Genomic DNA, 26656 nt, shown 5'->3' on the forward strand with positions numbered 1-26656 from the left:
GGAAATTCCTGCCATGCATTCCCCCGTCAATTCGCCGGTTGGTCGTCTGATGCAAGCCGGCCGGCTGGATCGCTTCTTCATCGACGGCGACTGGGTGTTGCCCGACGACGGCGAGCGGTTCGCCGTCGTCAGCCCGTCCACCGAAGCCACGCTGTGCGAGATTCCGCTCGGCAGCGCACGCGACGCGGACCGCGCGGTGCAGGCCGCGCGCAACGCATTCGAGCGCTGGTCCGCGACGTCACCGCAGGAACGCGCCGCGCTGCTCGACCGCATCCATGCGTTGATGCGGGAACGCGCCGAGTTGTTCGCCACGGCACTCGCGCTGGAGATGGGTGCGCCGCTCGGCTATGCACGCGACGCGCACGTGCCGCTCGCGGCCGAACATATCCGCGTCGCGCGCGACAACCTCGCGAGCTACCCGTTCGTCGAGCGGCGCGGGACGACCGCGGTTGCCCGCGAGCCGATCGGCGTGTGCGCGCTGATCACGCCGTGGAACTGGCCGATCTACCAGATCACCGCGAAGGTCGGGCCGGCGCTTGCCGCAGGCTGTACGGTCGTGCTGAAGCCGAGCGAGCTGTCGCCGCTCAGCGCGCTGCTGTTCGCGGAGGTGGTTGCCGACGCGGGCGTCCCTGCCGGCGTATTCAACCTCGTGAGCGGCAGCGGCGAAACGGTGGGCGCGGCGCTTTCGTCGCATCCGGCGGTCGACATGGTGTCGATCACCGGGTCGACGCGCGCCGGCGTGCTGGTCGCGCAGGCGGCGGCGCCGACCGTCAAGCGCGTCGCGCAGGAGCTGGGCGGCAAGTCGCCGAATATCGTGTTGCCGGATGCGGACCTGGCGCGCGCGATTCCGCCCGGTGTAGCCGCCGCGTTCCGCAACATGGGGCAATCGTGCAGCGCGCCGACCCGCATGATCGTGCCGCGCGCCATGCTCGGCGCGGTCGAGGAACTGGCCGTCGCGGCGGTGCAAACGCTCGTGGTCGGCGATCCGTTCGACGACGCAACCACGCACGGGCCGCTCGCCAATCGTGCGCAGTTCGGGCGGGTCGCGCAGATGATCGACGTGGGCATCGACGAACGCGCGAAGCTGATCGCCGGCGGCCCCGGCCGGCCCGCGGGGCTCGACAAGGGCTTCTACGCGCGGCCGACGATCTTCTCCGAGGTGCATACCGACATGGCGATCGCGCAGCAGGAGATCTTCGGCCCGGTGCTCGCGATCCTGCCGTACGACACCGTGGAAGAAGCCGTCGCCATCGCGAACGACACGGTCTACGGGCTCGGCGCGCACGTGCAGGGCACCGACATGGCGCGCGTGCGCGCGGTGGCCGCCCGCATCCGCTCGGGCCAGGTACACCTGAACTACCCGGCGTGGGATCCCCAGGCACCGTTCGGCGGATACAAGCAGTCGGGCAACGGCCGCGAGTACGGGATCGAAGGGATGGAGGAGTATATGGAGGTCAAGTCCATCCTGGGCTTTTATGATTGATGGGGCTGCCGCGCGACGCGCGCCGGCAGTACAGTTGGACGCCCGCTACATTCCGAAGGTACCGAGATTGGAAAACGCCATCATCCCCGACCAGGCGCTGAATGCGCATCACGCGCACTGGGCGAAGCTGCGCCGCGACCTGCATGCGCATCCCGAGTTGCGATTCGAGGAACACCGGACGGCCGACGTCGTCGCCCGCGAGCTGGAGGCGCTCGGCTACGCGGTGTCGCGCGGGCTCGGCGGCACGGGCGTGGTGGCGAGCCTGCCCGGCGCGGACCCGGGCCGCGGCATCGTGCTGCGCGCCGATCTGGACGCATTGCCGATCCACGAAGCCAACGACTTCGCGCATGCATCGTGCACGCACGGGATCATGCACGCATGCGGCCATGACGGCCATACCGTGATGTTGCTCGGCGCCGCGCGCGTGCTGAAGGAGATGCCGCAATTGCCCGGTACCGTGCATTTCGTGTTCCAGCCGGGCGAGGAGGGCGGCGCGGGCGCGCGCCGGATGATCGACGACGGGCTGTTCGAGCAATATCCGACGGAAGCGGTATTCGGCATGCACAACTGGCCCGGGTTGCCGGCCGGGCATTTCGGGTTGCGCACGGGCCCGATCATGGCCGCGGGCTCGCGCTTCAGGATCACGGTCACGGGCAAGGGCGCGCACGCGGCGCAGCCGCATCTGGGCATCGACCCGGTGCCGCTCGCGTGCTCGATGGTGCTGCAGTGTCAGACCATCGCCGCGCGGCACAAGGACCCGGTGGATCCGGCGGTCATCTCCGTGTGCATGTTCCATGCGGGCACGACGGACAACGTGATTCCCGACACGGCCGAGTTGCGCGGCACGATCCGCACGCTGTCGTCGGCGTTGCAGCAGAAGCTGCAGCGCGACGTGCGGCTCGCGTGCGAAGGGCTCGCGGCGGCCTACGGCGCGCAGGTCGACGTGGAGTTTTTCCAGTACTACCCGGCGACGGTCAACACGCCGGCCGAGACGGCGCTGTGCGAGGCGGTGATTCGCGACACGTTCGGCGACGCCCGCATCGACCGCGACGTGCCGCCGAACATGACGTCGGAAGACTTCGGCTTCATGCTCGAGGAGCGGCCGGGCGCGTACGTGCTGATCGGCAATGCGCAGGACGGCGCGAGCGCCCCGGCGCTGCATCATCCGAAATACGACTTCAACGACGACATCATTCCGGCCGGCGTCCGGTACTGGGTCGCGCTGGCCCAGCGTTACTTCACGCGATCGCCGTGATGCGGCGCTTCGGCCGCGGTGACGTGATCGGCCCGGTGGTCGCGCCGCGTTCGAGCGACGATGCGCGGGCGAAGGCGTTGATCGGCTATTGGCTGACCCGACGCGACGGGGAATTCGTGCGTATCGACGTGCCTTCCGGGTCCAGTCTGCCGGCGTGGCTGGGCGAGCAGGGGTTGAAACAGGTGGACACCTGCTCGAAGATGGTTCGCAACGCGCCGGCCGCGGCACACGAGGGCGCGGCCGACCCGCTAGTCGGACTGTACGGGCTGGTCAGTCAGGCCATGTTGTAGACCGCGGCGGCCGCCGATTCGACCGCCCGGCGGCCGCCTGAACCGCCGCGCCGCGCAGCCCATGAACGCGGCGCATCGCGCTCAACGCACGAGCGCGGCCGCGAAGTCGCGATACGTCCGCAGCGGGCGGCCGAGGATCGCGGTCAGCCGCTCGACGTCGCCGGCCTCCGGCACCATGCCGTCGCTCACGTAGCGTTCGGCCATCAGCCGCATTTCGTAGGCCATCCACTTCGGCATGAACTGCGCCAGATTGCGTTCGAACGGCGCCGGATCGTCGCCGCCGTAGGCAACCGGGCGGCCGAGCGTCTCCGACCAGATCGACGCCAGTTGCGGGCCGGTCAGCGTGTCGGGCCCGACCAGGTTGATCGTTTCGAGCGGCAGCTTGCCGGGTGCGTCGTGGCGGCGAATCAGCTCGATCGCCGCGACTTCCGCGATATCGCGCACGTCGACCATCGCGACGCCCTTGCCGCCGATCGGCATCGGGTAGACGCCGTGCCCGACGATCGCGTCCTTGACCATCGCTTCGTTGTCCATGAAATACGCGGGCCGCAGGATCGTCGCGCTGAAGCCCATCCGTTCGATCATCCGCTCGGCGCCGGATTTCACCGCGAAGTGCGGCACGTTCACGAAGCGGTCGGCGTGCAGGACGGACAGGTAGACGACGCGCTCGATCCCCGTTTCGCGGGCGACGTTCAGCGCGATCAGCGCCTGCGTGAATTCGTCGCCCGCCACGCCGTTGAGCAGAAACAGCGTGCGCACGCCGGAGCAGGCTGCCCGCAGTGCGTCGACGTCGAGCATGTCGCCCTGCACGACGGTCACGGCCGGCGGGAAATCGACCTTGGCCGGATCGCGCGCCAGCACGCGCACGTCGGCGCCGCGATCGACGAGTTGACGGACGACCTGGCGGCCTACGCGGCCGGTGGCGCCGGTAACGAGAAGGGTCATGATGTTCACTCCTGAGGTAACGATGGGGTTGACTGCCCACGTAAGTTAGGTGATCCACACATGGTCCGGAAGATGTGATAAATAGACGTACCGTCTCGCTGGTGGAACACATGGACTTGCTCGCGCTTGCCGATTTCAATCTTGTCGCCCGCCATGGCAGCTTCGGGGAGGCCGCGCGGGTCGCGGATCGCCCGAAGGCGACGCTGTCGCGCCGCGTCGCGGAACTGGAGAACAGCCTGTCGCTGCGTCTGTTCGAGCGCGGCTCGCGCGGGGTGAAACTCACGCAGGAAGGGCGCGCGCTCTACGAGCGCACGGGCGCGCTGCTCGCGGAGCTGGCCGACAGCGCGTCGGCGATTGCAGCGGGGAGCGAGCGGCCGCGCGGCCGGCTGCGCATCAGCGCGCCGATGCTGTTTTCCCAGTTCGCGATGGGGAAGCTGGTGGCGACGTTCGCGCTGCGATACCCGGACGTCCGGCTGGAGGTGACGACGGAAGACCGGCCCGTCGACATGATCGAGGAAGGGTACGACCTCGTGATCCGCGTGAACCCGGACCGTGACGAGAGCCTGATCGGGCGCGTGATCCTGCACGACCGGCTGGTCGTCGTCGCGCCGCCCGGGCTCGCGCGGCCGAGCGGCGATGCACCCGCGCCGGCCGTGGTGCGCGGCGCGAACGACACGCGCACGGCATGGGAGGTCACGGGCCCGGCCGGAACGGCACGCATGCCGGTCGAGCCCGTGGCACGGCTGTCGTCGCTCGTCATGGTGCGCGACACGGTTCGCCTCGACCTGGGCGCCGCGTGCCTGCCCGTATCGCTCGTGAGCCGCGACCTGGCCGCCGGCACGCTCGTCAGTTGGGGCGACGTGCCGGGCTCCGATATCGCCCTGTGGGCGCTGTATCCGTCCAGGCGATTATTGAGCGCGCGCGTTTCCGCGTTTCTCGATCACCTGAAGGATGCGTTCCCGTCCGGAAAGCCGGAAGAACTGGCCGCGTATATCGAACCGGGGCCGTGAACCGGCCGCGGTGCGGCAGCGCACGCGATCACCGCGAGAACCGGAACGGAATGCGGTGGCGAGCGGCCGGCGCGCATGCCGTTGCCCACACCGATTCGAACCGAGGTTTTCACGCCGGCTGCGCGGCCGGCTCCGTCTGCGCGCGGCACACGCGGTTCCGGCCTTCGCGCTTCGCGCGGTAGAGCGCCATGTCCGCCTGATGCGTCAGCGCATGCACCGAAGCATGCCGCGCGCGCCGGCCGGTCGCGCAGCCGATGCTGACGGTGAACGGCGGCACGGTTTCCGCAAACCCGTCGAGCCGGTTGCGTTCGACTTCGCGACGAATCGCGTCGGCGACCCGAGCGGCCCCGTTTTCATCGGTATCCGGCAACACCGCGACGAATTCCTCGCCGCCGTAGCGCGCGGCGAGGTCGCCGCGCCGCCGCGTATGCGCGCGGATGCATTCGGCGAGAAAGCGCAGCGCGGTGTCGCCCCGCGCGTGCCCGTGCCGGTCGTTGTACGCCTTGAAGTGATCGGCATCGATGAAGAGCACCGACAGGCTGCCGCCGCTGCCGCGCTGCAGCCGCTCCCATTCGTCGGCCAGCGCGGTATCGAGCGCGCGACGATTGCGCAGTCCGGTCAACGGATCGGTACGCGTGAGATCGGTCAGCAGCGTCTGCTTGCGGAAGTTGTCGCGCAACGCAAAGGCCAGCAGCCACACCACCGCGCAGAACAATGCGCAGATCACGGATGCCGACACGCCGACCGCCCACGACAGGCGCCGGATGCCGGCCAGCACGTCGCTTTCGGCCGGCGCGACGACCGCGATCAGCGGGGTGCCCGGAATCCGCTGGTACGTATACAGCCGCACGATGCCGTCGATGCTCGAACGCGCGGGATAGAAGCCCGAGTCGCTGTTCACCATCCGCGAGAAGGATTTCGAGCGACGCAGCAGGTTCATCTGGCCGTCGTTCAGCGACGGGTTTCTCGCGAGGATCGTGCCGTCCGCGCGCATGATCGCGCTGACCCCGTTCGGCCCGACGTCGAGGCGGGACAGGAGCTGCTCGAAGTAAGCGAGATCGATGGCGACCACCGCGATCCCGTCGAACGTATGATCCGGACGCTCGATGCGCCGCGACAGCGCGATGGATTCCTTGCCGCTGCGCGAGCGTGCGCGATAGGGCTGGGACACGTAGAGCCCGACGTTGTCCGCATCGCGGTGGACCGTGAAGTAGTCGCGATCGCTGAAGTCCCAGCGATGGGTCGCGCTGCAGCATCCGTCGATCAGCCGGCCGTGCCGGTCGGTCACGCCCATGCCGGTCACGTACTGCGCCGCGGTGCGCTCGAACAGCAGGTCGTGCCGCAACCCGGCATCCATGCGCTGCACGGCCGGCTTGCCGAGATCGATGGCCAGCGCGACCAGCGCGTTGTTCGACGTTTCGACCGTCCTCGCGATCTGGTTCGCCAGCACGGCCGCGACGTTGCGCGACGTTTCATGCGCGTGCTCGACGACTTCGCTGCGCGCGGCCGACAGCGTCACCGCGCTGATCGCGAGCGCCGCGAGCGACATCAGCGTGCCCAACGCGCCGACGACGAACGGATTGCGTCCGGCCCAGTCGGCGATTTTCTCGATCGAAGTGAATGCGGGCATGCGCGCGCTCGTTCTGCGGTGCCGGATGCAATTGCGCCGGCGCGAGTCCAAAACCGGGTTAACGGCACGGTTAACGAAAAATCGAGGCCGGCATGGCGCGGCGACGCAAACGTGTGCGGCCGGCGACGCGATACGCCCGATTGCCGTCCGGACCCGCGCCGATCGCGTGGATTGATAACCTTATTGCATCAATCGTTCCGAAAATCGCACTTATCGTTTGCTCGATACCGCGCCAACATGCCGGAAAACGACAATCGACCATCCCCTCCCGCGTATTCTAGGATTTTCAGGAGACACCCCGATGCACCCCTCGTCCAGCCTTCCGGCCGAACGTTCGAAGGCCGCCGCGATCTTTCGCGTCACGGCCGGCAATTTTCTCGAGCAGTTCGACTTCTTCCTGTTCGGCTTCTACGCCACGCAGATCGCCAACGTCTTCTTCCCCGCGCAAAGCGAATTCGCATCGCTGATGATGACCTTCGCCGTGTTCGGCGCCGGCTTCCTGATGCGCCCGCTGGGCGCCATCGTGCTGGGCGCGTACATCGACGAGGTCGGCCGCCGCAAGGGCCTGATCGTCACGCTGTCCATCATGGCGAGCGGCACCATCCTGATCGCGTTCGTACCGGGCTATGCGACGATCGGGCTGCTGGCGCCCGTGCTCGTGCTGATCGGCCGGCTGCTGCAGGGCTTCTCCGCGGGCGCCGAACTCGGCGGCGTGTCGGTCTATCTCGCCGAGCTGGCGACGCCCGGCCGCAAGGGCTTCTTCACGAGCTGGCAATCGGCGAGCCAGCAGGTGGCGATCGTCATCGCGGCGGCCCTGGGCTTCGCGCTCAACCAGTGGCTGAGCGCGTCGCAGATCGCCGTGTGGGGATGGCGCGTGCCGTTCTTCGTCGGCTGCATGATCGTGCCGTTCATCTTCCTGCTGCGCCGCAACCTGGAGGAAACGCAGGAATTCAAGGCGCGCAAGCATCGCCCGGGCATGAAGGAAGTGTTCGGTACGCTGGCCCAGAACTGGGGTGTCGTGATCGCCGGCATGATGCTGGTCGCGATGACCACCACGAGCTTCTACCTGATCACCGTCTACGCGCCGACCTTCGGCAAGACCGTGCTGCACCTGAGCACCGCCGACAGCCTGCTCGTGACGCTCTGCGTCGGCGTGTCGAACTTCGTGTGGCTGCCGATCGGCGGGGCGTTGTCCGACCGGATCGGCCGCCGGCCGCTGCTGGTCGGCATGACGATGCTCACCGTCGTGACCGCCTACCCGGCGCTGTCGTTCCTCGCTCACGCGCCGTCGTTCGTCAACATGCTGCTCGTCCTGCTGTGGCTCTCGTTCATGTACGGCATCTATAACGGCGCGATGGTCGTCGCGCTCACGGAAGTGATGCCGGTGCAGGTGCGCGTCGCGGGCTTCTCGCTCGCCTACAGCCTCGCGACGGCCGTGTTCGGCGGCTTCACGCCGGCCATCTCGACCGGGCTCATTCACATGACGCACGACAAGGCCGCGCCGGGCTACTGGATGAGCTTCGCCGCGGTGTGCGCGCTGCTTGCGACGTTCGCGCTCTATCGTCGCCGCGCGGCGACGTTGACGCCCGCGCATTGACGTCCGGCTCCTCCGGAACGTTCACCCACCTCCACGAATTCGCATGACCACGACCATGATGAGAAATCTGTTCCTGAAATGCTGCGCGACCGCGCTCGTCGCCACCGCGGCGGTGGCGGCCAACGTGCAGGCCGCCGAACTGCACGTGATGAGCTCGGGCGGTTTCACCGCCGCCTACAAGGTGCTCGGCCCCCGGTTCGCGTCGACCACGGGCAATACGCTCGCGACCGCGCTCGGCCCGTCGATGGGCAAGTCGCCCGAAGCGATTCCGAACCGGCTCGCGCGCGGCGAGCCCGCCGACGCCGTGATCATGGTCGGTTACGCACTCGACGATCTGATCAAGCAAGGCAAGGTGATCCCCGGGTCCCGCGTCGAACTGGCCGACTCGCGCATCGGCATGGTCGTGCGCGACGGCGCGGCAAAGCCCGACATCAGCACTGCCGAAGGCCTCAAGCAGGTGCTGCTGCATGCGAAGTCGATCGCCTATTCGGACAGCGCGAGCGGCGTGTACATCGAACGCGAGCTGTTCAAGAAGCTCGGCATCGAGGAGCAGGTGAAGCCGAAGGCGAAGATGGTCCCGCGGATTCCGGTGGCATCGGTCGTCGCGAACGGCGACTACGAAATCGGCTTCCAGCAGGTGAGCGAGTTGCTGCCCGTCAAGGGGGCGACCTTCGTCGGCAAGATTCCCGAATCGCTGCAGTCCGTCACGCGCTTCGCCGCCGGCATCCCGGTCGGCGCGCAGCATCCGCAGGAGGCGAAGGCGCTGCTCGACTATCTTGCGTCGCCCGACGTGCAGGCCGACGTGAAATCGACCGGCCTGGATTCCGTTTCCGCTCATTGAGCGCGATCGACGGGAAGGCTCGTATCAGGCCGCCTTCCCGTCACCGTTACCGCCGCCGTCTGCCGCGGCACCGTCTTCATCGGCCCCGTTCGGGGCGGCCGGCCCGGCCACCGCGAGCCGCTGCGCAAGACGCGTACGATCGCACGCGCCCTCCCACGACGACACGAAGATCACCGCGCACGCATTGCTGATCACGCTGGTCAGCGCGCGCGCCTCCGACATGAAGCGATCGATGCCGACCAGCAGCGCGACCCCGGCGACGGGCAGGTCGGGCATCACGGCGAGCGTCGCCACCAGCGCGACGAGCCCGCTGCCGGACACGCCGGCCGCCCCCTTCGACGTGAGCAGCATGATCGCGAGCATCGTCGCGATTTGCGGCGCGGACAGCGGCACGTCGCACGCCTGCGCGATGAACAGGGCCGCGAGCGTCAGGTAGATCGCGGTACCGTCCAGATTGAACGAATAGCCGGCCGGCAGCACGAGCCCCACGACGCCCTTGTCGCAGCCGAGCGCTTCCAGCTTGACGATCAGGCGCGGCAGGACCGGCTCCGTGGACGACGTCGCGAGGACGATGAGCAACTCTTCGCGCAGGTAGCGCAACAGTCGCCACAGCGCGAAGCCGTGCAGGCGCGCGAGCGGAGCGAGCACCAGCGCGACGAACAGCACGCAGGCCACGTAGAAGGACACCATCAGCTTCGCCAGCGAGCCGACCGAGCCGATGCCGAAGCGGCCCACCGTGAACGCCATCGCGCCGAACGCGCCGAGCGGCGCGAGCCGCATGATCATCGCGAGCACGCGAAAGACGACCTGGGCGATGCCGTCGATCAACGCAAGCACGGGGCGGCCCGCGCGCGGATGCGCATTCAGCGAGAAGCCGAACAACAGCGACAGCAGCAACACCGGCAGCACCTCGCCTCTCGCGAATGCGCCGAGCATCGTGTCCGGAATCACGCCGAGCGCGAACGCCACGAGGCTGCGTGGCTCCGCATGCTGCGCATACGGCGCCAGGATGCGTGCATCCAGGTGACGGACGTCGATGTGCATGCCGGCGCCCGGTTGCAGCGCGTAGGCGGCGACGAGCCCGAACGCGAGCGCGGCGGCCGTCAACAGATAGAAGAGGGCGAGCGCGCGCACGATCGTGCGGCCGATGGCCCGCCCGTCCGACAACGACGTGATGCCCGACACGATCGTGCAAAAGACGATCGGCGCGATGGTCATCTTCACGAGCCCGACGAACGCGTCGCTGAGCGGCTTGAGCATCGCGCCCGCCGCCGGCCACACGTGACCGATGCCGATGCCGAGCATCATCGCGAGCAGGACCTGCACGTACAGCGATTTGAGCAGCCGGGTCCCCCTCACGATGCGGTCTTCCTTCGTTTCCGTTGCGTCGTCGTCATGCCGATGCGCCGCCGTCGGCGCTGCCGCGCTTCGCGTCGACGATCATCCGGTGAAACGCCTCGGCGGCCGGCGTCAGCGAGCGCCCGCGCCGCTTGACGATGCCCACGCGCCGTTTCACGGCCGGTTCGACGAGCGGCACGCTCGTGAGGACAGGGTGGTCATGGCCCGGCATCGCCATCGACGGCACCGCGGCGACGCCGAGCCCCGCCTCGATCAGCCCGAGCAGGGTCGTGACGTGGCGCGCCTCGCAGACGCTCGGCGTACGCGGCGCGACGGCGGCCAGGGCCTGGTCGAGCAGCAGGCGGTTGCCGGAAGTCTTGTCCACCGATACGTAATCGTGCTCGTAGAGTTCGTTCCAGGTCACGCGCTTCTTGCGTGCGAGCGGGTGGTCGCGGCGACAGGCGGCGACGAACCGTTCCTGCAGCAGCACCTTGAACTCGATCTCCGCCTCCTGGCTGCCGATGAAGCTCACGCCGAAATCCGCCTCGCCGCTGATGACGGCGCCCAGCACCTCGTTGGCGCCGGCATCGAGCAGTTTCACGCGGATGCGCGGAAAGCGCTGATGATAGCGGGCGATGATCGGCGGCAGGAAGTAGTAGGCGACCGACGGCACGCAGGCGATCGTCACATGGCCCAGGCGGCTCGACGACACGTCGCGGATGCCGAGCAGCGCGGCGTCGAGATCGTCGAGCAGTTGTTCGGCGCTCTGCGCGAACACGCGGCCGACGGTGGTGAGCGCGACGCGGCGCGTGGTGCGCTCGAAGAGCCGCACGCCGAGCGCGTCCTCGAGCTTGTCGATCCGGCGGCTCAACGCAGGCTGGGACAGGCTGACCGCATCGGCGGCCTTCCGGAAACTGCCCGTTTCCACGACCGCGCGAAACGCCTGCAAGTCCGTCAAATCGAAATTGATGCCCACCGGTCCGTCTCCGCCATTCAGGATGCGCAGCATTTTGCATGATTCCGGCCGCGTCAGGCGTGTTGCGTCGTCCATGCGGCAGGGATGGCGTAGCGCGGTGTGCGGCCCGACTGGCCAGAATCCCGCCGGTCGCGCACCGCGAATCGATCGTTCCGACGCCGCTTCCTGATGTACCGTATCGCTTTTGGGCGAGCAATGTTCCGGCGCCGGCGCGTGGCGTCGGCCAGCCGGGCGAGCCCGCTCTCTCCAACGGATTCCAGCATGCGCATTCCGCCGCTCAAGGCCATCATCGCGTTCGAAAGCGTCGCCCGGACCAAAAGCGTGAACCGCGCGGCGGAAGAGCTCGGCCTGACCGCGTCCGCCGTCAGTCATCAGCTCAGCAACCTCGAATCGCAGATCGGCCAGCCGCTGTTTCAGCGCTCGGGGCGCGGCCTCGTGCTCACGCCGACCGGCGAACGCTACCTGGCCGACGTCACCGGCTCGCTGGCCGACCTGAGCCGCGCGACCGAGCGCGCGTCGAGCCGCACCGAAGTCGATATCCTGCGCGTGCATTCGAGCCCGAGCTTCGGGCTGATGTGGCTGCTGCCGCGGCTGTCGTCGTTTCAGGAAGCGAACGGCGATATCCAGTTGAATCTCGCATGCTCTTACGAAAACGTGTCGTTCTCGAACGGCTTCTACGATATCGACGTCCGGCACGGCTACGGCAACTGGGACAACCTCGAGGTCCGGACCGTGCGCGGCGAGTTCATCGCGCCGCTCGCGTCGCCGCGCTATCTCGAACGGCATCCGGTGAACGCGCCGGAAGACCTGCTCGCGCACCGGCTGATCTATTCCGAAACGCCGCTGGTCCAGTGGAAGCAGTGGTTCGGCCGCACCGGCGTGCCGCTCGCGGCCCAGAAGACCTTCGATTTTTCGTTCGACCGTTCGTACATGTCGCTCGAAACCGCGGCGCTGGGCCTCGGCATCGCGCTCGAAAGCCTGATGCTCGCGTCGGTGAAGATCCGCGAAGGGCTGCTGGTGCCGGTGTTCGGTGACGCCCATGCGGTCGAAGTCGGCGCGCATCATCTCGTTTACCCGCGGCGGAACGCGGAGCTGCCGCGCGTGAAGCGCTTCCTGGCGTGGATCGAGCGGGAGGTCGCAGCGCACGCGCGAGCGGCTTGAACGCGCGGTCCGGCGACGCGCCCGCGATATTGCGCTGCAGCACCGGCCGCGCGCCGTCATCTGAAATTTTCTCAACTATGGCTGAGCGTTTCCGCGTTGATGCGGGTGTCCGGTAAGCCGACACTCCGGACAACACATCAACACAGGAGACAAGCGATGTTGCTCGACAACAGGACCATCATCGTGACCGGCGCCGCGTCGCCGCGCGGCATCGGCAAGGCCACGGCCCGCGCGCTGGCCGCGCAGGGCGCACGCGTGGCGATCCTCGACCTTCGCCGCGAAGACGCGGAGGCCGCCGCTGCCGAGCTCGGCGGCGGCCATCTCGGCCTCGCGTGCGACGTGACCGACCGCGACGCGTGCGCGGCGGCCGCCCGCGCGACGCTGGAGCACTTCGGCCGCATCGACGGCCTCGTCAACAACGCCGGCATCACGCAGCCCGTGCGCACGCTGGATATCTCGGCGCGCGACTTCGATGCGATCGTCGACGTGAACCTGCGCGGCACGCTGTACATGTCGCAAGCGGTGCTGCCCGCGATGAAAGAGCAGCGCGGCGGCAGCATCGTCTGCATGTCGTCGGTGTCCGCTCAACGCGGCGGCGGCATTTTCGGCGGGCCGCACTACAGCGCCGCCAAGGCCGGCGTGCTCGGCCTCGCGAAGGCGATGGCGCGCGAATTCGGCGCCGACCGCATCCGCGTCAATTCGATTACGCCCGGCCTGATCCAGACCGACATCACCGGCGACAAGCTGACGCCCGACATGCGCGAGGACATCATCAAGGGCATTCCGCTCGGCCGGCTCGGCGAAGCCGCTGATGTCGCCCATGCGTGCCTGTTCCTGCTGAGCGACCTGTCGAGCTACCTGACGGGTATCACGCTCGACGTCAATGGCGGGATGCTGATTCACTGAGAACGGCGCCGCCCGATACGCGGCGCAGACCATCATGCACCCGGGACAACCCGGGGCCATGGCAGGAGACAAAGATGAGAGCAAAGTACCCCGCACCGCCCGTCGAGGGCGAGATGCTGCAACGGGACGACGCGCAGACGTTCGAAGCGGCCACCTACGCGAAGGTCGCGCGGCGGCTGATCCCGTTCCTGATGTTGTGCTACCTCGGCGCGTATCTCGACCGCGTCAACGTCGGCTTCGCGAAACTGCAGATGCTCAACGACCTGCGTTTCAGCGAGACGGTCTACGGGATGGGCGCGGGCATCTTCTTCCTCGGCTATTTCCTGTTCGAGGTGCCGAGCAACCTGATCCTGCATCGCGTCGGCGCGCGCCGCTGGCTCGCACGCATCATGCTGACGTGGGCGGTGATCTCGGCGAGCTTCGTGTTCGTCAAGTCGCCCACCGCGTTCTACGTGCTGCGGTTTGCGCTCGGCGTCGCCGAAGCCGGCTTCGCGCCGGGCGTGATCCTGTACCTCACGTACTGGTTCCCGTCGGCGCGGCGCGCGAAGGCGCTGTCGCTGTTCTTCATGGCGATTCCGCTCGCCGGGATCATCGGCGGCCCGCTGTCGGGCGCGATCATGCATTCGCTGCACGGCGCGATGTCGATGGCCGGCTGGAAGTGGCTGTTCCTGCTCGAGGCGCTGCCTTCGTTCGTGCTGGGCTTCGCCATCCTGCTGTATCTGGACGACGGCATCGCCGGCGCGAAGTGGCTGACCGACGCCGAAAAAGCCTTGCTCGCGCGCAACGTGTCGGCCGATGCCGCACACACCACCGCCCACCTGTCGATTCGGACGTTCGTCGCGGATCGCCGGCTGTGGCTGATGGCGGCGATCTACTTCTGCGTGGTGCTCGGGCAGTACGGCCTCACGTTCTGGCTGCCGACGATCATCCGCAAGGCCGGCGTGGCCGATCCGCTGTGGGTCGGCCTGTTCACCGCGATTCCGTATGCGTGTGCGATCGTCGCGCTGCCGCTGATCGGCATCAGCGCCGATCGTCGCCGCGAGCGCCGCTTCCATCTCGCGGTGCCGATGCTGGTCGCGGCGGCAGGCTTCGCCACGTTGCCGATGCTCGGCAGCGTCGCCGCGTCGATCGTGTGCCTGAGCATCGCGTCCGCCGGCATCCTCGCGTCGTCGTCGCAGTTCTGGTCGCTGCCGACCGCGTTGCTGGGCGGGATGTCGGCGGCGGCGGGCATCGCCGCGGTCAACTGCTTCGCGAACCTGGCGGGCTTCTTCTCGCCGGCGATCGTCGGCTGGCTGAACGACCTGACCGGAAAATCGACAGCCGGCCTCGTGTTCATCTCCGTCGCGATCACGGCCGGTGCGCTGCTGGTGTTCCTCGTGCCCCGATCCGTGAACCGCTGACAACCGCCGATTCATTTGCATTCCTTCCGACCCGATACTGGAGTGATCGATGGCTACCGAAACCATCCATGAAGCGGTCACGCTCGCCGAGCGCGCGTACCGCATCCGAAGAAACGCCGTGCTGATGGGCGAAGTGCAGGGGCAGGGCTATGTCGGCCAGGCGCTCGACATCGCCGACGTGCTGGCCGTCGCGTATTTCGGCGCGATGCGCTATCGCGCCGACGACCCCGACTGGGAAGGGCGCGACCGCTTCCTGCTGTCGAACGGGCACTACGCGATCGCGCTGTACGCGGCGCTGTTCGAAGCCGGCATCCTGCCGGCCGCGGAACTCGACACCTATGGCAGCGACGACAGCCGCTTGCCGATGTCCGGCATGGCGAGCTACACGCCCGGCATGGAAATGTCCGGCGGCTCGCTCGGGCAGGGGCTGACGATCGCGGTCGGCCGGTGTCTCGGCCTGAAGCGCAAGGGCTCGGATGCGTTCGTCTATACGCTGTTCTCGGACGGCGAGCTCGACGAAGGCGCGATCTGGGAAGGGCTGATGTCGGCTGCGCACTGGAAGCTCGACAACCTGATCGCGATCGTCGACGTGAACAACCAGCAGGCCGACGGCCCGTCGACGCAGGTCATGGCGTTCGAGCCGCTGGTCGACAAGCTCGCGGCGTTCGGCTGGTACGTGCAACGTGTGGACGGCAACGACATCGACGCGGTAAAGCGTGCGTTCGACCATGCGCGCCGGCATGACGCCCCGCAGCCGCGGATCATCGTCTGCGACACGAAGATGGGGTGCGGCGTGCCGTTCCTCGAAGCACGCGAGAAAAGCCATTTCATCCGGGTCGATGCGCACGAGTGGCAACTCGCGCTCGACGCACTCGAAGCAGGGAGACACGCATGAGCACCGTCGACAACAAGCCCCGCCTGAAGACCTCGGCGATGATCGCGTCCATCGCGGCGGAAGGGCAGGCGACCCGCGCCGCGCCGTTCGGCCATGCGTTGACCGAACTCGCGCGCACGAACGGCAACGTGATCGGGATGACGGCCGATCTCGGCAAGTACACTGACCTGCACATCTTCGCGAAGGCATTTCCCGAGCGTTACTACCAGATGGGCATGGCCGAGCAACTACTGATGGGGGCCGCCGCCGGATTCGCGCACGAAGGCGCGCAGCCGTTCGTCACGACCTATGCGGTATTTGCCACGCGCCGGGCGTACGACTTCATTCATCAGGCGATCGCCGAGGACAATCTCGACGTGAAGCTGATTTGCGCGTTGCCGGGGCTCACGACCGGCTACGGGCCGAGCCATCAGGCGGCCGAGGATCTCGCGCTGATGCGCGCGATGCCGAACATGACCGTGATCGATCCGTGCGACGCGCTGGACATCGAACAGATGGTGCCGGCCATCGCCGCCCACAAGGGGCCGGTGTATGCACGTCTGCTGCGTGGCAACGTGCCGGCCGTGCTCGACGAATACGATTACCGTTTCGAGCTCGGCAAGGCCAAGCTGCTGCGCGACGGCAACGACGTGCTGCTGATCTCGTCCGGGATCATGACGATGCGTGCGCTCGAGGTGGCGAAGGCGCTCGAAGCCGATCGCGTCGATGTCGCCGTGCTGCACGTGCCGACGATCAAGCCGCTCGATACGGCGACGATCGTCCGCGAGGCCGCGCGGAAGGGGCGCATGGTCATCGTCGCGGAGAACCACACCGTGATCGGCGGACTCGGCGAAGCGGTCGCGACTGCGTTGCTCGGCGCCGGCGTGACGGTGCCGTTCCGGCAGATTGCGCTGCCGGATGCGTATCTCGCCGCGGGCGCGCTACCGACGCTGCACGAGCGGTACGGGATCTCGGCTGGCGCGATGCGAGCCAATATCAGGTCGTGGCTCGGATGATCGGCTGGCCGTCCGATACCCGCGTGTCGACCTGCGAGGAAGCCATGTCGGTCCGCGGTGCGAGGCGGCCGGGCCGTCGCCGGCATCACGCTCGACGGACGGCGCAATCAGCGACGTGCGCGCCGTTCGCGATCCGGATCGCCGCTCGCCCCCGCTCGATATCGTCTGACATACCGGTCCGACACGACGGACCGTCGCTGAATCCATGCGAGCGCGAGTTCGAGCGCCTGGTCGCCTGCTTCGCGGGTATCGGCGAAGTCGCCGTCGACGCCGAGCGTCCGGGTTTCACCGTCGCGATCCGTGAGGATCGCCGTCGCCGAATAGCGGCCCGTCTCCGTGTCGGTCACCACGGCCCGAACCGCATATCCGCCATGTTCGATCGTCCTGTTGGTCTGCATCGGATGCCTCCTGGAGGGAAATGCGACGGGTGCGACGGGTGAGACGACGTGCCGGCGCCGCCGCGCAAGCGGGGCGCCAGCACGTCCTGCCGCGACTGTCGCGGATTGCGCCGGTTCGATGAAACGCGACCGGCGCCTGCACTTATCCGGCCGTCACCTGGATCCGCCGCGGCTTCGCTTCTTCGCGTCGCGGGATGCTCAGCTTCAACACGCCGTCGCGCAGTTGCGCGTCGATCCGCGACACGTCGAAATCCGGGCTGAGCGTGAAGGCGCGCGAGAAGTGCGGATGCTGCACTTCGCCGTGCTGCAGACGCAGCCCCGACGGCGTCGGAATGACGGCTTCCGCTTCGATGGCAAGGCTGCCGTCGTGCACGCGGACGTCGAGCTTTTCGCGCGGCACGCCCGGCAGGTCCGCGTACAACGTGATGCCGTGCGCATCCTCGACGATGTCGACGGCCGGCGCGATCCGCGTGCGCGGCGTGTCGCGCTGAGCCGCCTCACGGTTCGTCACGGCCGTCTGCGTATCGGCCGGATGGGTCGTCAGTTCAGTCGTGTTCGTGTCGTTCATGATGTCCTCCGTCATGCGTTCGTGACGTTGTGCTGTTTACTGGACGGTGATCGCCCGCGGCTTCGATGCTTCCGACTTGCCGACGCTGATCGTCAGGCAGCCGTTCGCATATCGGGCGTCGATCTTGTCCGGGTCCGCATGCTGCGGGAGTTCGACCACGCGGCGGAACGCGCCCATGAACCGCTCGTTCGCGTAGATCCGCCGCTCGTCGTCGGTCGTGCCGTCGTCCGGGGGCGTGCGCTCGCCGCTGATCGTCAGCAGCCGGCGATCGACCGAGATATCGATCTTCGCGGGGTCGAGACCCGGCGCGAACGCGACGATCTCGATCGTGTCGTCGGTACTGCCGATATTGACCGGGGGAAACGCACCGGGCCGCGGCGCGCGCAGACTGGCCGGGAAGCCCGTGAACATGCTGGCCATCTGCCGTTGCAGGCGGTCGAATTCCGCCAGCAGATCGGAGGGGAAGAAGATATCGCTCATGACTCGCTCCTCTTGTACCCCCTGCGAGGAACGAACCGGACCACGCGCTCCAGTTCGTCCGTCCGCGAGAGGGTCGCTGACTAACAAATCGAAACACGCAGCGCGTCAACCGCGACTGCCTTGAGCGATACCTAAAATAGGATACGTCGACTGAATTTCAAGAGGGGGCGCCGTCCCGGCAGCACCGCGGTCGACCTCCGCGGCGATCGCAATCAGCGCTCGAACGAGCGTCGCCGGGTCGCACCCCAAACCTACACATCGAAAGGTTGACGGAGCACCGCCGACTCGACGGGAGCGGCCGCCTGGACATACCAGTCCAGCGTCTTCACGATCCCCGTTTCGAAGCGCTCCGCCGGCCGCCATTGCAGTTCGCGGGCGAGCTTCCCCGCATCGATCGCATACCGCCGGTCGTGACCGGCGCGATCGGTGACGAACCGCACGAGGCGCGCATGCGGTGCGTGTTCGGGCCGTCGCTCGTCGAGCAGCGTGCAGATCAGCGTGACGATGTCGACATTGCGCCATTCGTTGCAACCGCCGACGGTGTACGTCTCGCCGACCGTCCCGCGCCGGATGACCGCGTCGATCGCGCGGCAATGGTCGTCGACGTACAGCCAGTCGCGCACGTTCGCGCCGTCGCCGTAGACGGGAATGTCGGTGCCGTCGATGCAATGACGGATCACGGTCGGAATGAACTTCTCGGCGTGCTGGCGCGGCCCGTAATTGTTCGAGCAGTTCGTCGTGGTGACGGGCAATCCATACGTATGGAAATACGCCCGCACGAGATGGTCCGAGCTCGCCTTGGTGGCCGAGTACGGAGAATTCGGCGCATAAGGCGTCGTTTCGGAAAACGGGGGATCGTCGGGGCCCAGCGAACCGTACACCTCGTCGGTGCCGATATGGTGAAAGCGGCGGCGCGCGTGGGCGTCGGCCCGGCCGAGCTTTTGATCGTCGAACCAAAGCTGGCGGCACGCATCGAGCAGCGTCCAGGTGCCGAGCACGTTCGTGCGGACGAATTCGCCGGGGCCGTCGATCGAGCGGTCGACGTGGCTTTCGGCCGCGAAGTGGACGACGGTGTCGATCGCGTGGTCGCGCAGCAGCGACTCGACGAGCGGTCGGTCGCAGATGTCGCCGAGGACGAACCGATGACGATCGGCGCCCGGCAGGTCGTCGCCGAGATTGTCGAGGCTGCCCGCATAGGTCAGCAGATCCAGCGTGACGACGCTGACCTGCGGATCGCTGGCGAGCAGATGACGCACGAAATTGGCGCCGATGAAGCCGGCGCCGCCCGTGACCAGCACGTGTTTCGGTCGATAGTTCATGAGGTTCGCTTCCAGGTGGCAAACACGTCGGTGAGGCCCGCGAGCCACGATGGCGATTCGATGCCGAAGTGTTCTCGCAGGAGGCTGCAGTCGAGCGCGGAATTCGCCGGCCTCGGTGCAGGCAGCGGATACGCGTCGGTCCGGATCGGCCGCACGAACGGCACACGGTCGATGAGGCCCGTGCGCCGCGCCTCGGCGAAGATCGTCTCCGCGAAGCCGTGCCAGGTGGTCACCGGCGTGCCGCACAGGTGATAGGTGCCCCAGCGCAGCGCTTCACCGGCCCGGTATCGCGCCGCGATCGTCAGCAGGGCATCGGCGATCGCACCGGCATGCGTCGGGCCGCCGTACTGATCGGCGACGACGCCGACCACCTCGCGCTCGCGGCCGACGCGCAGCATGGTGCGCACGAAATTGCCGCCGTGCGCGCCGAACACCCAGGCGACACGCAGCATCAGATGACGGCCGGGCAGGCGCTCGCGCACCGCTTCCTCGCCCGCGAGCTTGCTGCGGCCGTACGCGCCGAGCGGCGCGACGGCGGCGGTTTCCACATACGGGCCGGGCATGCGGCCGTCGAACACATAGTCGGTCGACAGGTGAATCAACGGAATGCCGAGCGCGGCGCAGGCGTCGGCCAGCACGGCCGGCCCGTCGCGGTTCGCCCGCCACGCGGCGTCGGGCTCGGTTTCCGCACGGTCGACGGCGGTCCATCCCGCGGCATTGATCACGAGCGCGGCCCGGTGCGCGTCCAGCGCGCGGCGCACCGCGTCCGCATCGGCGATGTCGAGCGCGGCGCGCGACAGCCCGACGAGCGGCTGCCCGCTCACGCGCAGCACCAGCTCGCGGCCGACCTGGCCGAGTGCGCCGGTCACGACGATCGTCATCGCGCACGCCCGTACGCCGGCAGCGTCGCCGGCGCGCCGGCGGCCAGTTCGGCGAGCGGCGGCTGTCGCCGGTCCTTGTCCGACAACTGGTACGGCGCGCCGGCTTCCGGCCAGTCGATGCCGATCGCCGGATCGTCCCAGCGCACGCCCGCGTCCGAATCGGGATCGTAGTACTGCGTGCACTTGTACGCGAAGTCGGCCTCGTCGGACAACACGCAAAAGCCATGGGCGAAACCGGGCGGTATCCACAGCATCCGGTGCGACACGTCGTCGAGCAGCGCGCCGAACCAGCGGCCGAAGGACGGCGAGCCGCGCCGGATGTCGACGGCCACGTCGTAGACCGTGCCGCGCGCCGCGTGGACGAGCTTGCCCTGCGGGTTCACCCGCTGGTAGTGCAGCCCGCGCAGCACGCCGCGCCGCGAGCGCGACTGGTTGTCCTGGACGAAGGTGGCGTCGACGCCCGCGTCGCGCAGCCAGCTTTCCCGAAAGCTTTCGACGAAAAAGCCGCGCGCATCGCCGAACACGCCGGGCTCGATCACCAGCACGCCCGGCAGCGGCGTTTCGATCACCCGTGTCATGCCGCGACCTCCTTGCTCAGCAGGTCGAGCAGATAGCGGCCGTAACCGCTTTTCGCGAGCTTGTGGGCGAGCGTTTCGAGCTGCTCCGCATCGATCCAGCCGAGCCGGTACGCGATTTCCTCGGGACACGCGATCTGCAGGCCCTGGCGCGCCTGCATCACCTGGATGAAATTGGCCGCGTCGAGCAGCGATTCGTGCGTGCCGGTGTCGAGCCAGGCGTAGCCGCGCCCGAGTATCTCGACGTTCAGCGCGCCGCGCCCGAGTATCTCGACGTTCAGCGCGCCGCGCGCGAGATACGCGAGGTTCAGGTCGGTAATTTCCAGTTCGCCGCGCGCGGACGGCCGCACGGCCTTCGCCAGTTCGACGACGTCGTTGTCGTAGAAATAGAGGCCGGTGACCGCATAGTTCGACTTCGGCTCGCGCGGCTTCTCCTCGAGATCGATCGCGCGGCCATCCGCGTCGAACGACACGACGCCGTAGCGCTCCGGATCGCGCACGTAGTAGCCGAACACGGTCGCGCCGGCGGTCCGTGCGGCGGCCTGTTGCAGCAGCGACGACAGCGCGGGCCCGTGATAGATGTTGTCGCCGAGCACGAGCGCCGCCGCGTCGCGACCGATGAACGGCGCGCCGATCACGAACGCCTGGGCCAGGCCGTCGGGGCTCGGCTGCGCCGCATACGAAAAGTTCATGCCCCACTGGCTGCCGTCGCCGAGCAGTTGCCGGAACGCGTCGAGATCGCGCGGCGTCGAGATGATCAGCACGTCGCGGATGCCCGACAGCATGATCGTGCTGAGCGGGTAATAGATCATCGGTTTGTCGTACACCGGCATCAACTGCTTCGATACCGAATGCGTGAGCGGATGAAGCCGGGTGCCCGAGCCGCCCGCCAGAATCAGTCCTTTACGGCCAATCGCTGTTTGCATGAGGTCCCTCGCTGCCAGAGGAAAAAATGCGTGCGTGATACGCGAAATAGATCGAGTGCTTCGATTGCCGGCGATACCCGCGCGGCCCCACTACGGCTGCTCGGCGCCGCCGGCGTGAATCGCACGAAATACGATCGCGAAACCGAGCGCGTACAGCGCGGCGATCACCGCGAAGCCCGCGGCCGTCGCGCGGTCCGGATCGTCGATTACGTGCAGGATCACCGAGGCGATCGCGATGCCGACGAGCGAACCGATCTGCCGGCTCGCGTTCAGCGACGCGGCGGCGAGGTTCGCGTCGGCCGCATCGGCCGACTGCATCACGACGAGGTTCATCGCCGGAATGGCCTGGCCGGCGCCGAAGTTCGCGAGGCCGACCGCGACGGCCAGCACCGGATACGGCATCGCCGCGACGCCGACGAGCGCCACGCTGCCGAGCGCGGCAAGCGCGAGCCCGGTGAGCAGCGTGCGGCGCGCGCCGAGCCGGGCGCTGACTTTCGCGGACGCGAGATTGCCGATGCCGAACATCGCCATCAGCGGAAACAGTTCGAATCCGGCGACGAGGGCGCTCGCGCCGCGGACGTTCTGCAGATAGAGGCTCAATAAAAAGATCTCGGCGAGAATGCCGAAGTTGATCGCGAGGCCCAGCGTGCTGCCCGCGACGAAGCGCCGGTTCGCGAGCAGCGCCGGCGACAGGATGCGCGAGTTCGCGTAGCGCTCGCGCAGTACGAATGCCGCGGTGGCGGCCAACGTCGCCGCCACGCCGGCGACGATCGACGGCGAGCGCCAGCCGGCGCCGGGCCCTTCGATCAGCGTGAAGCTCAGCGCGGCGAGCGCGAGCGCGCCGAACAGATGGCCGAGCGCATTCAACGGGCCGGGATGACGCGGCGCCCGCGCGATATGCCGGTACGTGAGCCACAGGCCCGCCGCACCGACCGGCAGATTCACCCAGAAGATGCCGCGCCAGCCGATCGCGTCGACCAGCACACCGCCGACGCACGGCCCGAGCGCCATCGCGGCCGACACCAGCGCGCCCCAGATGCCGATCATCCGCGTGCGCATCGGGCCCGGTGGAAACGCGAGCGTGAGCAGGCTCAGCGAACTCGGCATGAAGAGCGCCGCGCCGACACCCTGCGCGAGGCGCGCGGCGACCAGTGCGCCGCTGGACTGCGCGGCCGCGCACAGCACCGACGCGCCGACGAACAGCGCGAGCCCGGCGACGTAGACGGCTTTCGACCCGTAGCGGTTCGCGAGCGCGCCGCCGAGCAGCAGCAGTGCGGCGAAGCTGAGCGTGTACGCATCGACGACCCACACCAGCGCGGTCAGCGACATCGACAGGCTGGTTTCCATGGCCTTCAGCGCGACGTTGACGATCGTCACGTCGAGCATGGCCATCACGAAGCCGCACGCGAGCGCGACCATCACGAGCACGGGGCGCGCCGCGGCGGATGCGTACGCGCCGGCGGCCGGCGTGGCGCTCCCGCCGCTCATGCGGCCCGCCCGCCGAGGTACAGGCGCCGCATCTCGTCGCTGTCGAGCAACTCGGCCGCGGGCCCGTCGAGCGCGACGCGCCCCATCGTCAGCACGATGCCGCGATCGGCGATGCGCAGCGCCTCGATCGCGTTCTGCTCGACCATCAGCACGCCGATGTGCTCGGTGTCGCGCATCCGGACGATCGCGTCGAACACCTCGTCGACCATCTTCGGCGACAGGCCCGCCGACGGCTCGTCGAGCAGCAGCAGCACCGGGCGCGGCATCAGCGCGCGGGCGAGCGACACGATTTGCCGCTCGCCGCCGGACAACGCGCCCGCAAGCGACCGGTAGCGGCGCCGGAGGACCGGATACTGCTCGCACAGCTCCTCGATGCGCGCCTCGCGCGGAAACGCCGACATCGACTGGCCGCCGAGCATCAGGTTGTCCCGCACGGTCAGCGACGCGAACACGTTGTCGGTCTGCGGCACGAAGCCGATGCCGTACTCGCGGATCTTGCGGTGGACCGGCACGCGCGCGACGTCGGTGCCCTGGATCGTCACGCTGCCGGCGCGCGGCAGCACGAAGCCCGCGATCGCCTTCAGCAGCGTCGATTTTCCGCAGCCGTTCGGACCGAGGATCGTCACGATGTCGATGGCGCCGACCGCGAGCGACACGCCATGCAGGATGTCGACTTCCGGCGTGTAGCCGGCGACGAGTTCGCGCACGTCGATCATGACGCCTCCAGCGGGCGAGGGGCGGCATGGGCTCGCCCGAGATATGCGTCCAGTACGCGACGGTTACGCTCCAGCTCGGCCGGGCGGCAGTTCGCGATCGTCACGCCGCGATCCAGTACGACGCAGCGGTCGCATAGCTCGCGGATGAAATGCATGTCGTGCTCGATGACGACCAGCGTGACGCCCTGTTTGCGAATCCGTCGCAGCGCGTCGATCAGCTCGCCGCGCAGGTTCGGGTGCACGCCGGCCGTCGGTTCGTCGAGCAACAGCAGTTTGGGCTCGGTCATCATCGCGCAGGCGATGCCCAGCAGCTTTTTCTGGCCGCCGGAGATCGACGCGGCGGCCAGGTGCGCGACGCCGGACAGTTTCAGCTCGTCCAGCAGCGCGGCGGCGCGCGCACGGGTATCGGCATCGAGCGCGCGCGTCGCACGGCCGCGCCAGAGTGCGGCGGCGATTCCGTGCCGGGCGGACGACGCCGCCATCGCGAGTTCGAGCACCGACATGCGCGCGGGCATCGACGGCAACTGGAACGTGCGGCGCACCCCGAGCCGTGCGATCCGGTGCGCGGAGAGCGCGTCGATCCGCCGACCGTCGAAGCGGATGGCGCCCGCCGCGAGCGGCGCGAAGCCGGTGATCGCGTTGAGCGCGGTGCTCTTGCCGGAGCCGTTCGGGCCGAGCAGCCCGACGATCTCGCCGCCGTCGACCGACAGCGTGACGCCGGACAGGACGACGTTCTCGCCGTAGCGGATCGTCACGCCGTCGAGATCGAGCAGCGCGCTCATGGCCGCACCTCCAGGCGCTCCGGCACGAGCCCGTGCGGGCGCCAGATCACGCACGCGAGCAGCATCAGGCCGACGAGACCCAGCCGCACCGCGCCGGTCAGGTCGCTGCCGACGTCGAGCCAGTCCTTGAGAAACGGCGCCAGCGCGTAGACGGCCTGCACGATCAGCGTGCCGACCAGCACGCCCATGTGGCTGCCGAGGCCGCCGACCATCACGACGGTCCAGAGCGCGAAAGTCTCCGACGCGATCATCGCGTCCGGCCCGACGTAACCGATGTACCACGCGGCAAGCGCCCCGGCGAGCGCGGCCGGAAGCGCCCCCGCGATACAGGCACGCGTCTTCAGCGCGAGCGGATCGTAGCCGAAGCAGACCGCGAGCGCGGGTTCCTCGCGCATCACCTTCAGCGCGCGGCCGAAGCGGCTTGCGGTCAGGCGCCGGTACGTCGCGTAAGTGAGCGCGAGGCAGCCGGCCGTGACCGCGAGGAACGCGAGATCGGCCCACGGCGCCCGCAGCCCCGGGAACAGCGGCGCGATGCCGCCGATGCCTTGCGCGCCGCCGGTGAGCCAGCTTTCGTTGAGCGCGATCGTGCGCAGGATCTCGGCGATCGCGAGCGTCGCGATCCCCCAGTAGTCGGCGGCGAGCTGCCGACCGAGCCGCGCGACGACGAGCGCCAGCGCACCCGCCGCGGCCAAGGCGAGCGCCAGCGCCGACAACAACGGCCAGCCCAGCTGCGACGCGATGCCGGCCGCGTACGCGCCGAGCCCGCTGAACGCAATGAAGCCGAAATTGACGAGCCCCGCATAGCCGGCCTGCAGGTTCAGGCCGAGCGCCATCGTCGCGTACAGGCAGCCGATGGTCAGCAGATGGATGACGAAGCTAGACACGCCGCACCTCCCGATCGAAGATGCCGTAGGGCCGGAAGATCAGCGCGACGAGCAGGATTGCGAACGACACCGCGCCGACGTACTCGACCGGAAAGAACTGCATCGGCCGATCGACGAGCCCGCCGAAATCGACGTTCAACGCGACGGTCTCGGCGAGGGCGATCAGCAGCGCGCCGGCCGCCGCGCCGAGCGGATTGCCGAGGCCGCCCAGGATCGCCGCGGAAAACACCGGAATCAGCAGCCCGTAGCCGAGATTCACGTGCACGCTCTCGGTGGCGCCGAGCATCGTGCCGCCGAGCGCCGCCAGCACGCCGCTCGCGAACGTGATCACGTTGGTCACGCGCGTCGCGTCGATGCCGGTCGCGAGCGCCAGCGCGCGATTCGACGCGAGCGCACGCATCGCCCGCCCGAGGCCGGTGCGGTACAGCAGCGCCGCGAACAGGGCGAGCGCGCCGGCGCCGCAGGCGATCGAACCCAGCTGCGGCACGGACAGCGCGACGCCGGCGATCGCCATCGGCGGATGCACGTCCTGCGCATACTGCAGCGGCCGCGAACCGGCGACGCCGAGCACCAGCGCGACCGCGAGCATCGAGATCGCGAGCGAGCCGATCATCGCCACCGCGCTGCCGGAGCGCAGCAGCCGCGCGAAAACGAACAGGTTCAGCAGCGTCGCGACGGTGCCGATCAGCACGCACGACACGGCCGTCGCGAGCGCGAACGGCAGCCCCGCGCGCTCCAGCCAGAGCGTCGCGAACGCGCCGAGCATCGCGTACTGGACATGCGCGATGTTGGGAAAGCGGATCAGCGAATAGAGCGTCGACAGGCCGACCGACACGAGCAGCAGATCGGCGGTGCGGATCAATACGTCGACAAGGAATGACAGCATGGCGATCTCCTCGGATTCATCCAGGCGGGCG

Annotated in this window: 26 protein-coding genes and 1 pseudogene; 11 read left to right on the plus strand and 16 right to left on the minus strand. The window is 68.3% G+C overall.

Translation table 11 applies throughout. The annotated features are described in order from the left end of the window. Positions 1-13: 13 nt before the first annotated feature. The 3 genes and pseudogenes from HWX62_RS02100 to HWX62_RS02110 all read left to right on the plus strand — a co-directional run. Positions 14-1483 (plus strand): aldehyde dehydrogenase family protein, encoded by a 1470-nt coding sequence (locus HWX62_RS02100; protein ID WP_175932613.1) that lies wholly within the window; start codon positions 14-16, stop codon positions 1481-1483. 67 nt (positions 1484-1550) lie between these two features. Then, positions 1551-2738 (plus strand): M20 aminoacylase family protein, encoded by a 1188-nt coding sequence (locus tag HWX62_RS02105; RefSeq protein ID WP_175932614.1) that lies wholly within the window; start codon positions 1551-1553, stop codon positions 2736-2738. Continuing rightward, positions 2732-3028, plus strand: a pseudogene (locus tag HWX62_RS02110) (GNAT family N-acetyltransferase); the annotation flags it as partial. The gene HWX62_RS02105 and the pseudogene HWX62_RS02110, both read left to right, overlap by 7 nt. 81 nt (positions 3029-3109) lie before the next feature. On the opposite strand, the gene HWX62_RS02115 reads toward HWX62_RS02110, so the two are convergent. Further along, complete coding sequence (locus HWX62_RS02115; protein WP_175932615.1) at positions 3110-3973, minus strand: NmrA family NAD(P)-binding protein; 864 nt, start codon at positions 3971-3973, stop codon at positions 3110-3112. A gap of 110 nt (positions 3974-4083) precedes the next feature. On the opposite strand from HWX62_RS02115, the gene HWX62_RS02120 reads away from it, so the two are divergent. Then, the gene (locus HWX62_RS02120) at positions 4084-4983 is read left to right on the plus strand and encodes a LysR family transcriptional regulator (RefSeq protein ID WP_175932616.1); all 900 of its coding nucleotides are present in this window, start codon (positions 4084-4086) and stop codon (positions 4981-4983) included. 109 nt (positions 4984-5092) lie between these two features. On the opposite strand, the gene HWX62_RS02125 is transcribed toward HWX62_RS02120, so the two are convergent. Beyond that, on the minus strand, positions 5093-6613 hold the full coding sequence (locus tag HWX62_RS02125; RefSeq protein ID WP_175932617.1) for a sensor domain-containing diguanylate cyclase: 1521 nt from the start codon (positions 6611-6613) through the stop codon (positions 5093-5095). 301 nt (positions 6614-6914) lie between these two features. On the opposite strand from HWX62_RS02125, the gene HWX62_RS02130 reads away from it, so the two are divergent. After that, positions 6915-8210, plus strand: coding sequence for an MFS transporter (locus HWX62_RS02130; RefSeq protein WP_175932618.1), 1296 nt, complete (start codon positions 6915-6917; stop codon positions 8208-8210). Positions 8211-8268: 58 nt separating this feature from the next. Then, positions 8269-9051 carry a substrate-binding domain-containing protein gene (locus tag HWX62_RS02135; protein ID WP_175932681.1) on the plus strand — a complete coding sequence of 261 codons (783 nt, stop codon included), beginning with the start codon at positions 8269-8271 and terminating at the stop codon, positions 9049-9051. Positions 9052-9075: 24 nt separating this feature from the next. Here the strand turns inward: HWX62_RS02135 and dctA are convergent, their stop codons facing one another. Further along, complete coding sequence (gene dctA, locus HWX62_RS02140; protein ID WP_175932619.1) at positions 9076-10410, minus strand: C4-dicarboxylate transporter DctA; 1335 nt, start codon at positions 10408-10410, stop codon at positions 9076-9078. Positions 10411-10444: 34 nt separating this feature from the next. Further along, the gene (locus tag HWX62_RS02145; protein ID WP_175932620.1) at positions 10445-11365 is read right to left on the minus strand and encodes a LysR family transcriptional regulator; all 921 of its coding nucleotides are present in this window, start codon (positions 11363-11365) and stop codon (positions 10445-10447) included. Between the two features lie 261 nt (positions 11366-11626). On the opposite strand from HWX62_RS02145, the gene HWX62_RS02150 reads away from it, so the two are divergent. The 5 genes from HWX62_RS02150 to HWX62_RS02170 all read left to right on the plus strand — a co-directional run bounded on the left by HWX62_RS02150 (position 11627) and on the right by HWX62_RS02170 (position 16722). Next, positions 11627-12526: a LysR substrate-binding domain-containing protein gene (locus tag HWX62_RS02150; RefSeq protein WP_175932621.1), complete on the plus strand. Its 900-nt coding sequence runs from the start codon at positions 11627-11629 to the stop codon at positions 12524-12526. A gap of 156 nt (positions 12527-12682) precedes the next feature. Next, a complete protein-coding gene (locus tag HWX62_RS02155; protein ID WP_175932622.1) occupies positions 12683-13432 on the plus strand; it encodes a glucose 1-dehydrogenase in 750 nt (249 codons plus the stop codon). A gap of 74 nt (positions 13433-13506) precedes the next feature. Further along, positions 13507-14832 carry an MFS transporter gene (locus tag HWX62_RS02160; protein WP_175932623.1) on the plus strand — a complete coding sequence of 442 codons (1326 nt, stop codon included), beginning with the start codon at positions 13507-13509 and terminating at the stop codon, positions 14830-14832. Positions 14833-14881: 49 nt separating this feature from the next. Beyond that, positions 14882-15727 (plus strand): transketolase, encoded by an 846-nt coding sequence (locus HWX62_RS02165; protein ID WP_175932624.1) that lies wholly within the window; start codon positions 14882-14884, stop codon positions 15725-15727. Further along, the gene (locus HWX62_RS02170) at positions 15724-16722 is read left to right on the plus strand and encodes a transketolase family protein (protein ID WP_175932625.1); all 999 of its coding nucleotides are present in this window, start codon (positions 15724-15726) and stop codon (positions 16720-16722) included. The genes HWX62_RS02165 and HWX62_RS02170 overlap by 4 nt, the downstream gene beginning before the upstream one ends. Before the next feature lie 107 nt (positions 16723-16829). Here the strand turns inward: HWX62_RS02170 and HWX62_RS02175 are convergent, their stop codons facing one another. The 12 genes from HWX62_RS02175 to HWX62_RS02230 form a co-directional block, all read right to left on the minus strand. Next, on the minus strand, positions 16830-17120 hold the full coding sequence (locus HWX62_RS02175; RefSeq protein ID WP_175932626.1) for a hypothetical protein: 291 nt from the start codon (positions 17118-17120) through the stop codon (positions 16830-16832). A 142-nt stretch (positions 17121-17262) separates the two neighbouring features. Beyond that, on the minus strand, positions 17263-17688 hold the full coding sequence (locus HWX62_RS02180; RefSeq protein ID WP_175932627.1) for an Hsp20/alpha crystallin family protein: 426 nt from the start codon (positions 17686-17688) through the stop codon (positions 17263-17265). A gap of 36 nt (positions 17689-17724) precedes the next feature. Then, the gene (locus HWX62_RS02185) at positions 17725-18168 is read right to left on the minus strand and encodes an Hsp20/alpha crystallin family protein (RefSeq protein ID WP_175932628.1); all 444 of its coding nucleotides are present in this window, start codon (positions 18166-18168) and stop codon (positions 17725-17727) included. A gap of 251 nt (positions 18169-18419) precedes the next feature. Continuing rightward, entirely contained in the window at positions 18420-19487 is a 1068-nt protein-coding gene (gene rfbB / locus HWX62_RS02190) for a dTDP-glucose 4,6-dehydratase (protein WP_175932629.1), read from the minus strand. Continuing rightward, the gene (gene rfbD, locus HWX62_RS02195) at positions 19484-20368 is read right to left on the minus strand and encodes a dTDP-4-dehydrorhamnose reductase (RefSeq protein ID WP_175932630.1); all 885 of its coding nucleotides are present in this window, start codon (positions 20366-20368) and stop codon (positions 19484-19486) included. The genes rfbB and rfbD overlap by 4 nt, the downstream gene beginning before the upstream one ends. After that, positions 20365-20946 (minus strand): dTDP-4-dehydrorhamnose 3,5-epimerase, encoded by a 582-nt coding sequence (rfbC, locus tag HWX62_RS02200; RefSeq protein ID WP_175932631.1) that lies wholly within the window; start codon positions 20944-20946, stop codon positions 20365-20367. Before rfbC ends, rfbD begins: the two co-directional genes overlap by 4 nt. Then, complete coding sequence (rfbA, locus tag HWX62_RS02205; RefSeq protein WP_175985075.1) at positions 20943-21869, minus strand: glucose-1-phosphate thymidylyltransferase RfbA; 927 nt, start codon at positions 21867-21869, stop codon at positions 20943-20945. The genes rfbC and rfbA overlap by 4 nt, the downstream gene beginning before the upstream one ends. Positions 21870-21959: 90 nt before the next feature. Continuing rightward, positions 21960-23357: an MFS transporter gene (locus HWX62_RS02210; RefSeq protein WP_175932633.1), complete on the minus strand. Its 1398-nt coding sequence runs from the start codon at positions 23355-23357 to the stop codon at positions 21960-21962. Continuing rightward, the gene (locus HWX62_RS02215; protein WP_175932634.1) at positions 23354-24073 is read right to left on the minus strand and encodes an ABC transporter ATP-binding protein; all 720 of its coding nucleotides are present in this window, start codon (positions 24071-24073) and stop codon (positions 23354-23356) included. Before HWX62_RS02215 ends, HWX62_RS02210 begins: the two co-directional genes overlap by 4 nt. Then, positions 24070-24855 carry an ABC transporter ATP-binding protein gene (locus HWX62_RS02220; RefSeq protein WP_175932635.1) on the minus strand — a complete coding sequence of 262 codons (786 nt, stop codon included), beginning with the start codon at positions 24853-24855 and terminating at the stop codon, positions 24070-24072. Before HWX62_RS02220 ends, HWX62_RS02215 begins: the two co-directional genes overlap by 4 nt. Further along, positions 24852-25739, minus strand: coding sequence for a branched-chain amino acid ABC transporter permease (locus HWX62_RS02225; protein ID WP_175932636.1), 888 nt, complete (start codon positions 25737-25739; stop codon positions 24852-24854). The genes HWX62_RS02220 and HWX62_RS02225 overlap by 4 nt, the downstream gene beginning before the upstream one ends. Further along, positions 25732-26625, minus strand: coding sequence for a branched-chain amino acid ABC transporter permease (locus tag HWX62_RS02230; RefSeq protein ID WP_175932637.1), 894 nt, complete (start codon positions 26623-26625; stop codon positions 25732-25734). The genes HWX62_RS02225 and HWX62_RS02230 overlap by 8 nt, the downstream gene beginning before the upstream one ends. Positions 26626-26656 lie beyond the last annotated feature (31 nt).

The sequence above is a fragment of the Burkholderia sp. BCC0506 genome (assembly GCF_902833145.1).
Taxonomy (GTDB): Bacteria; Pseudomonadota; Gammaproteobacteria; order Burkholderiales; family Burkholderiaceae; genus Burkholderia.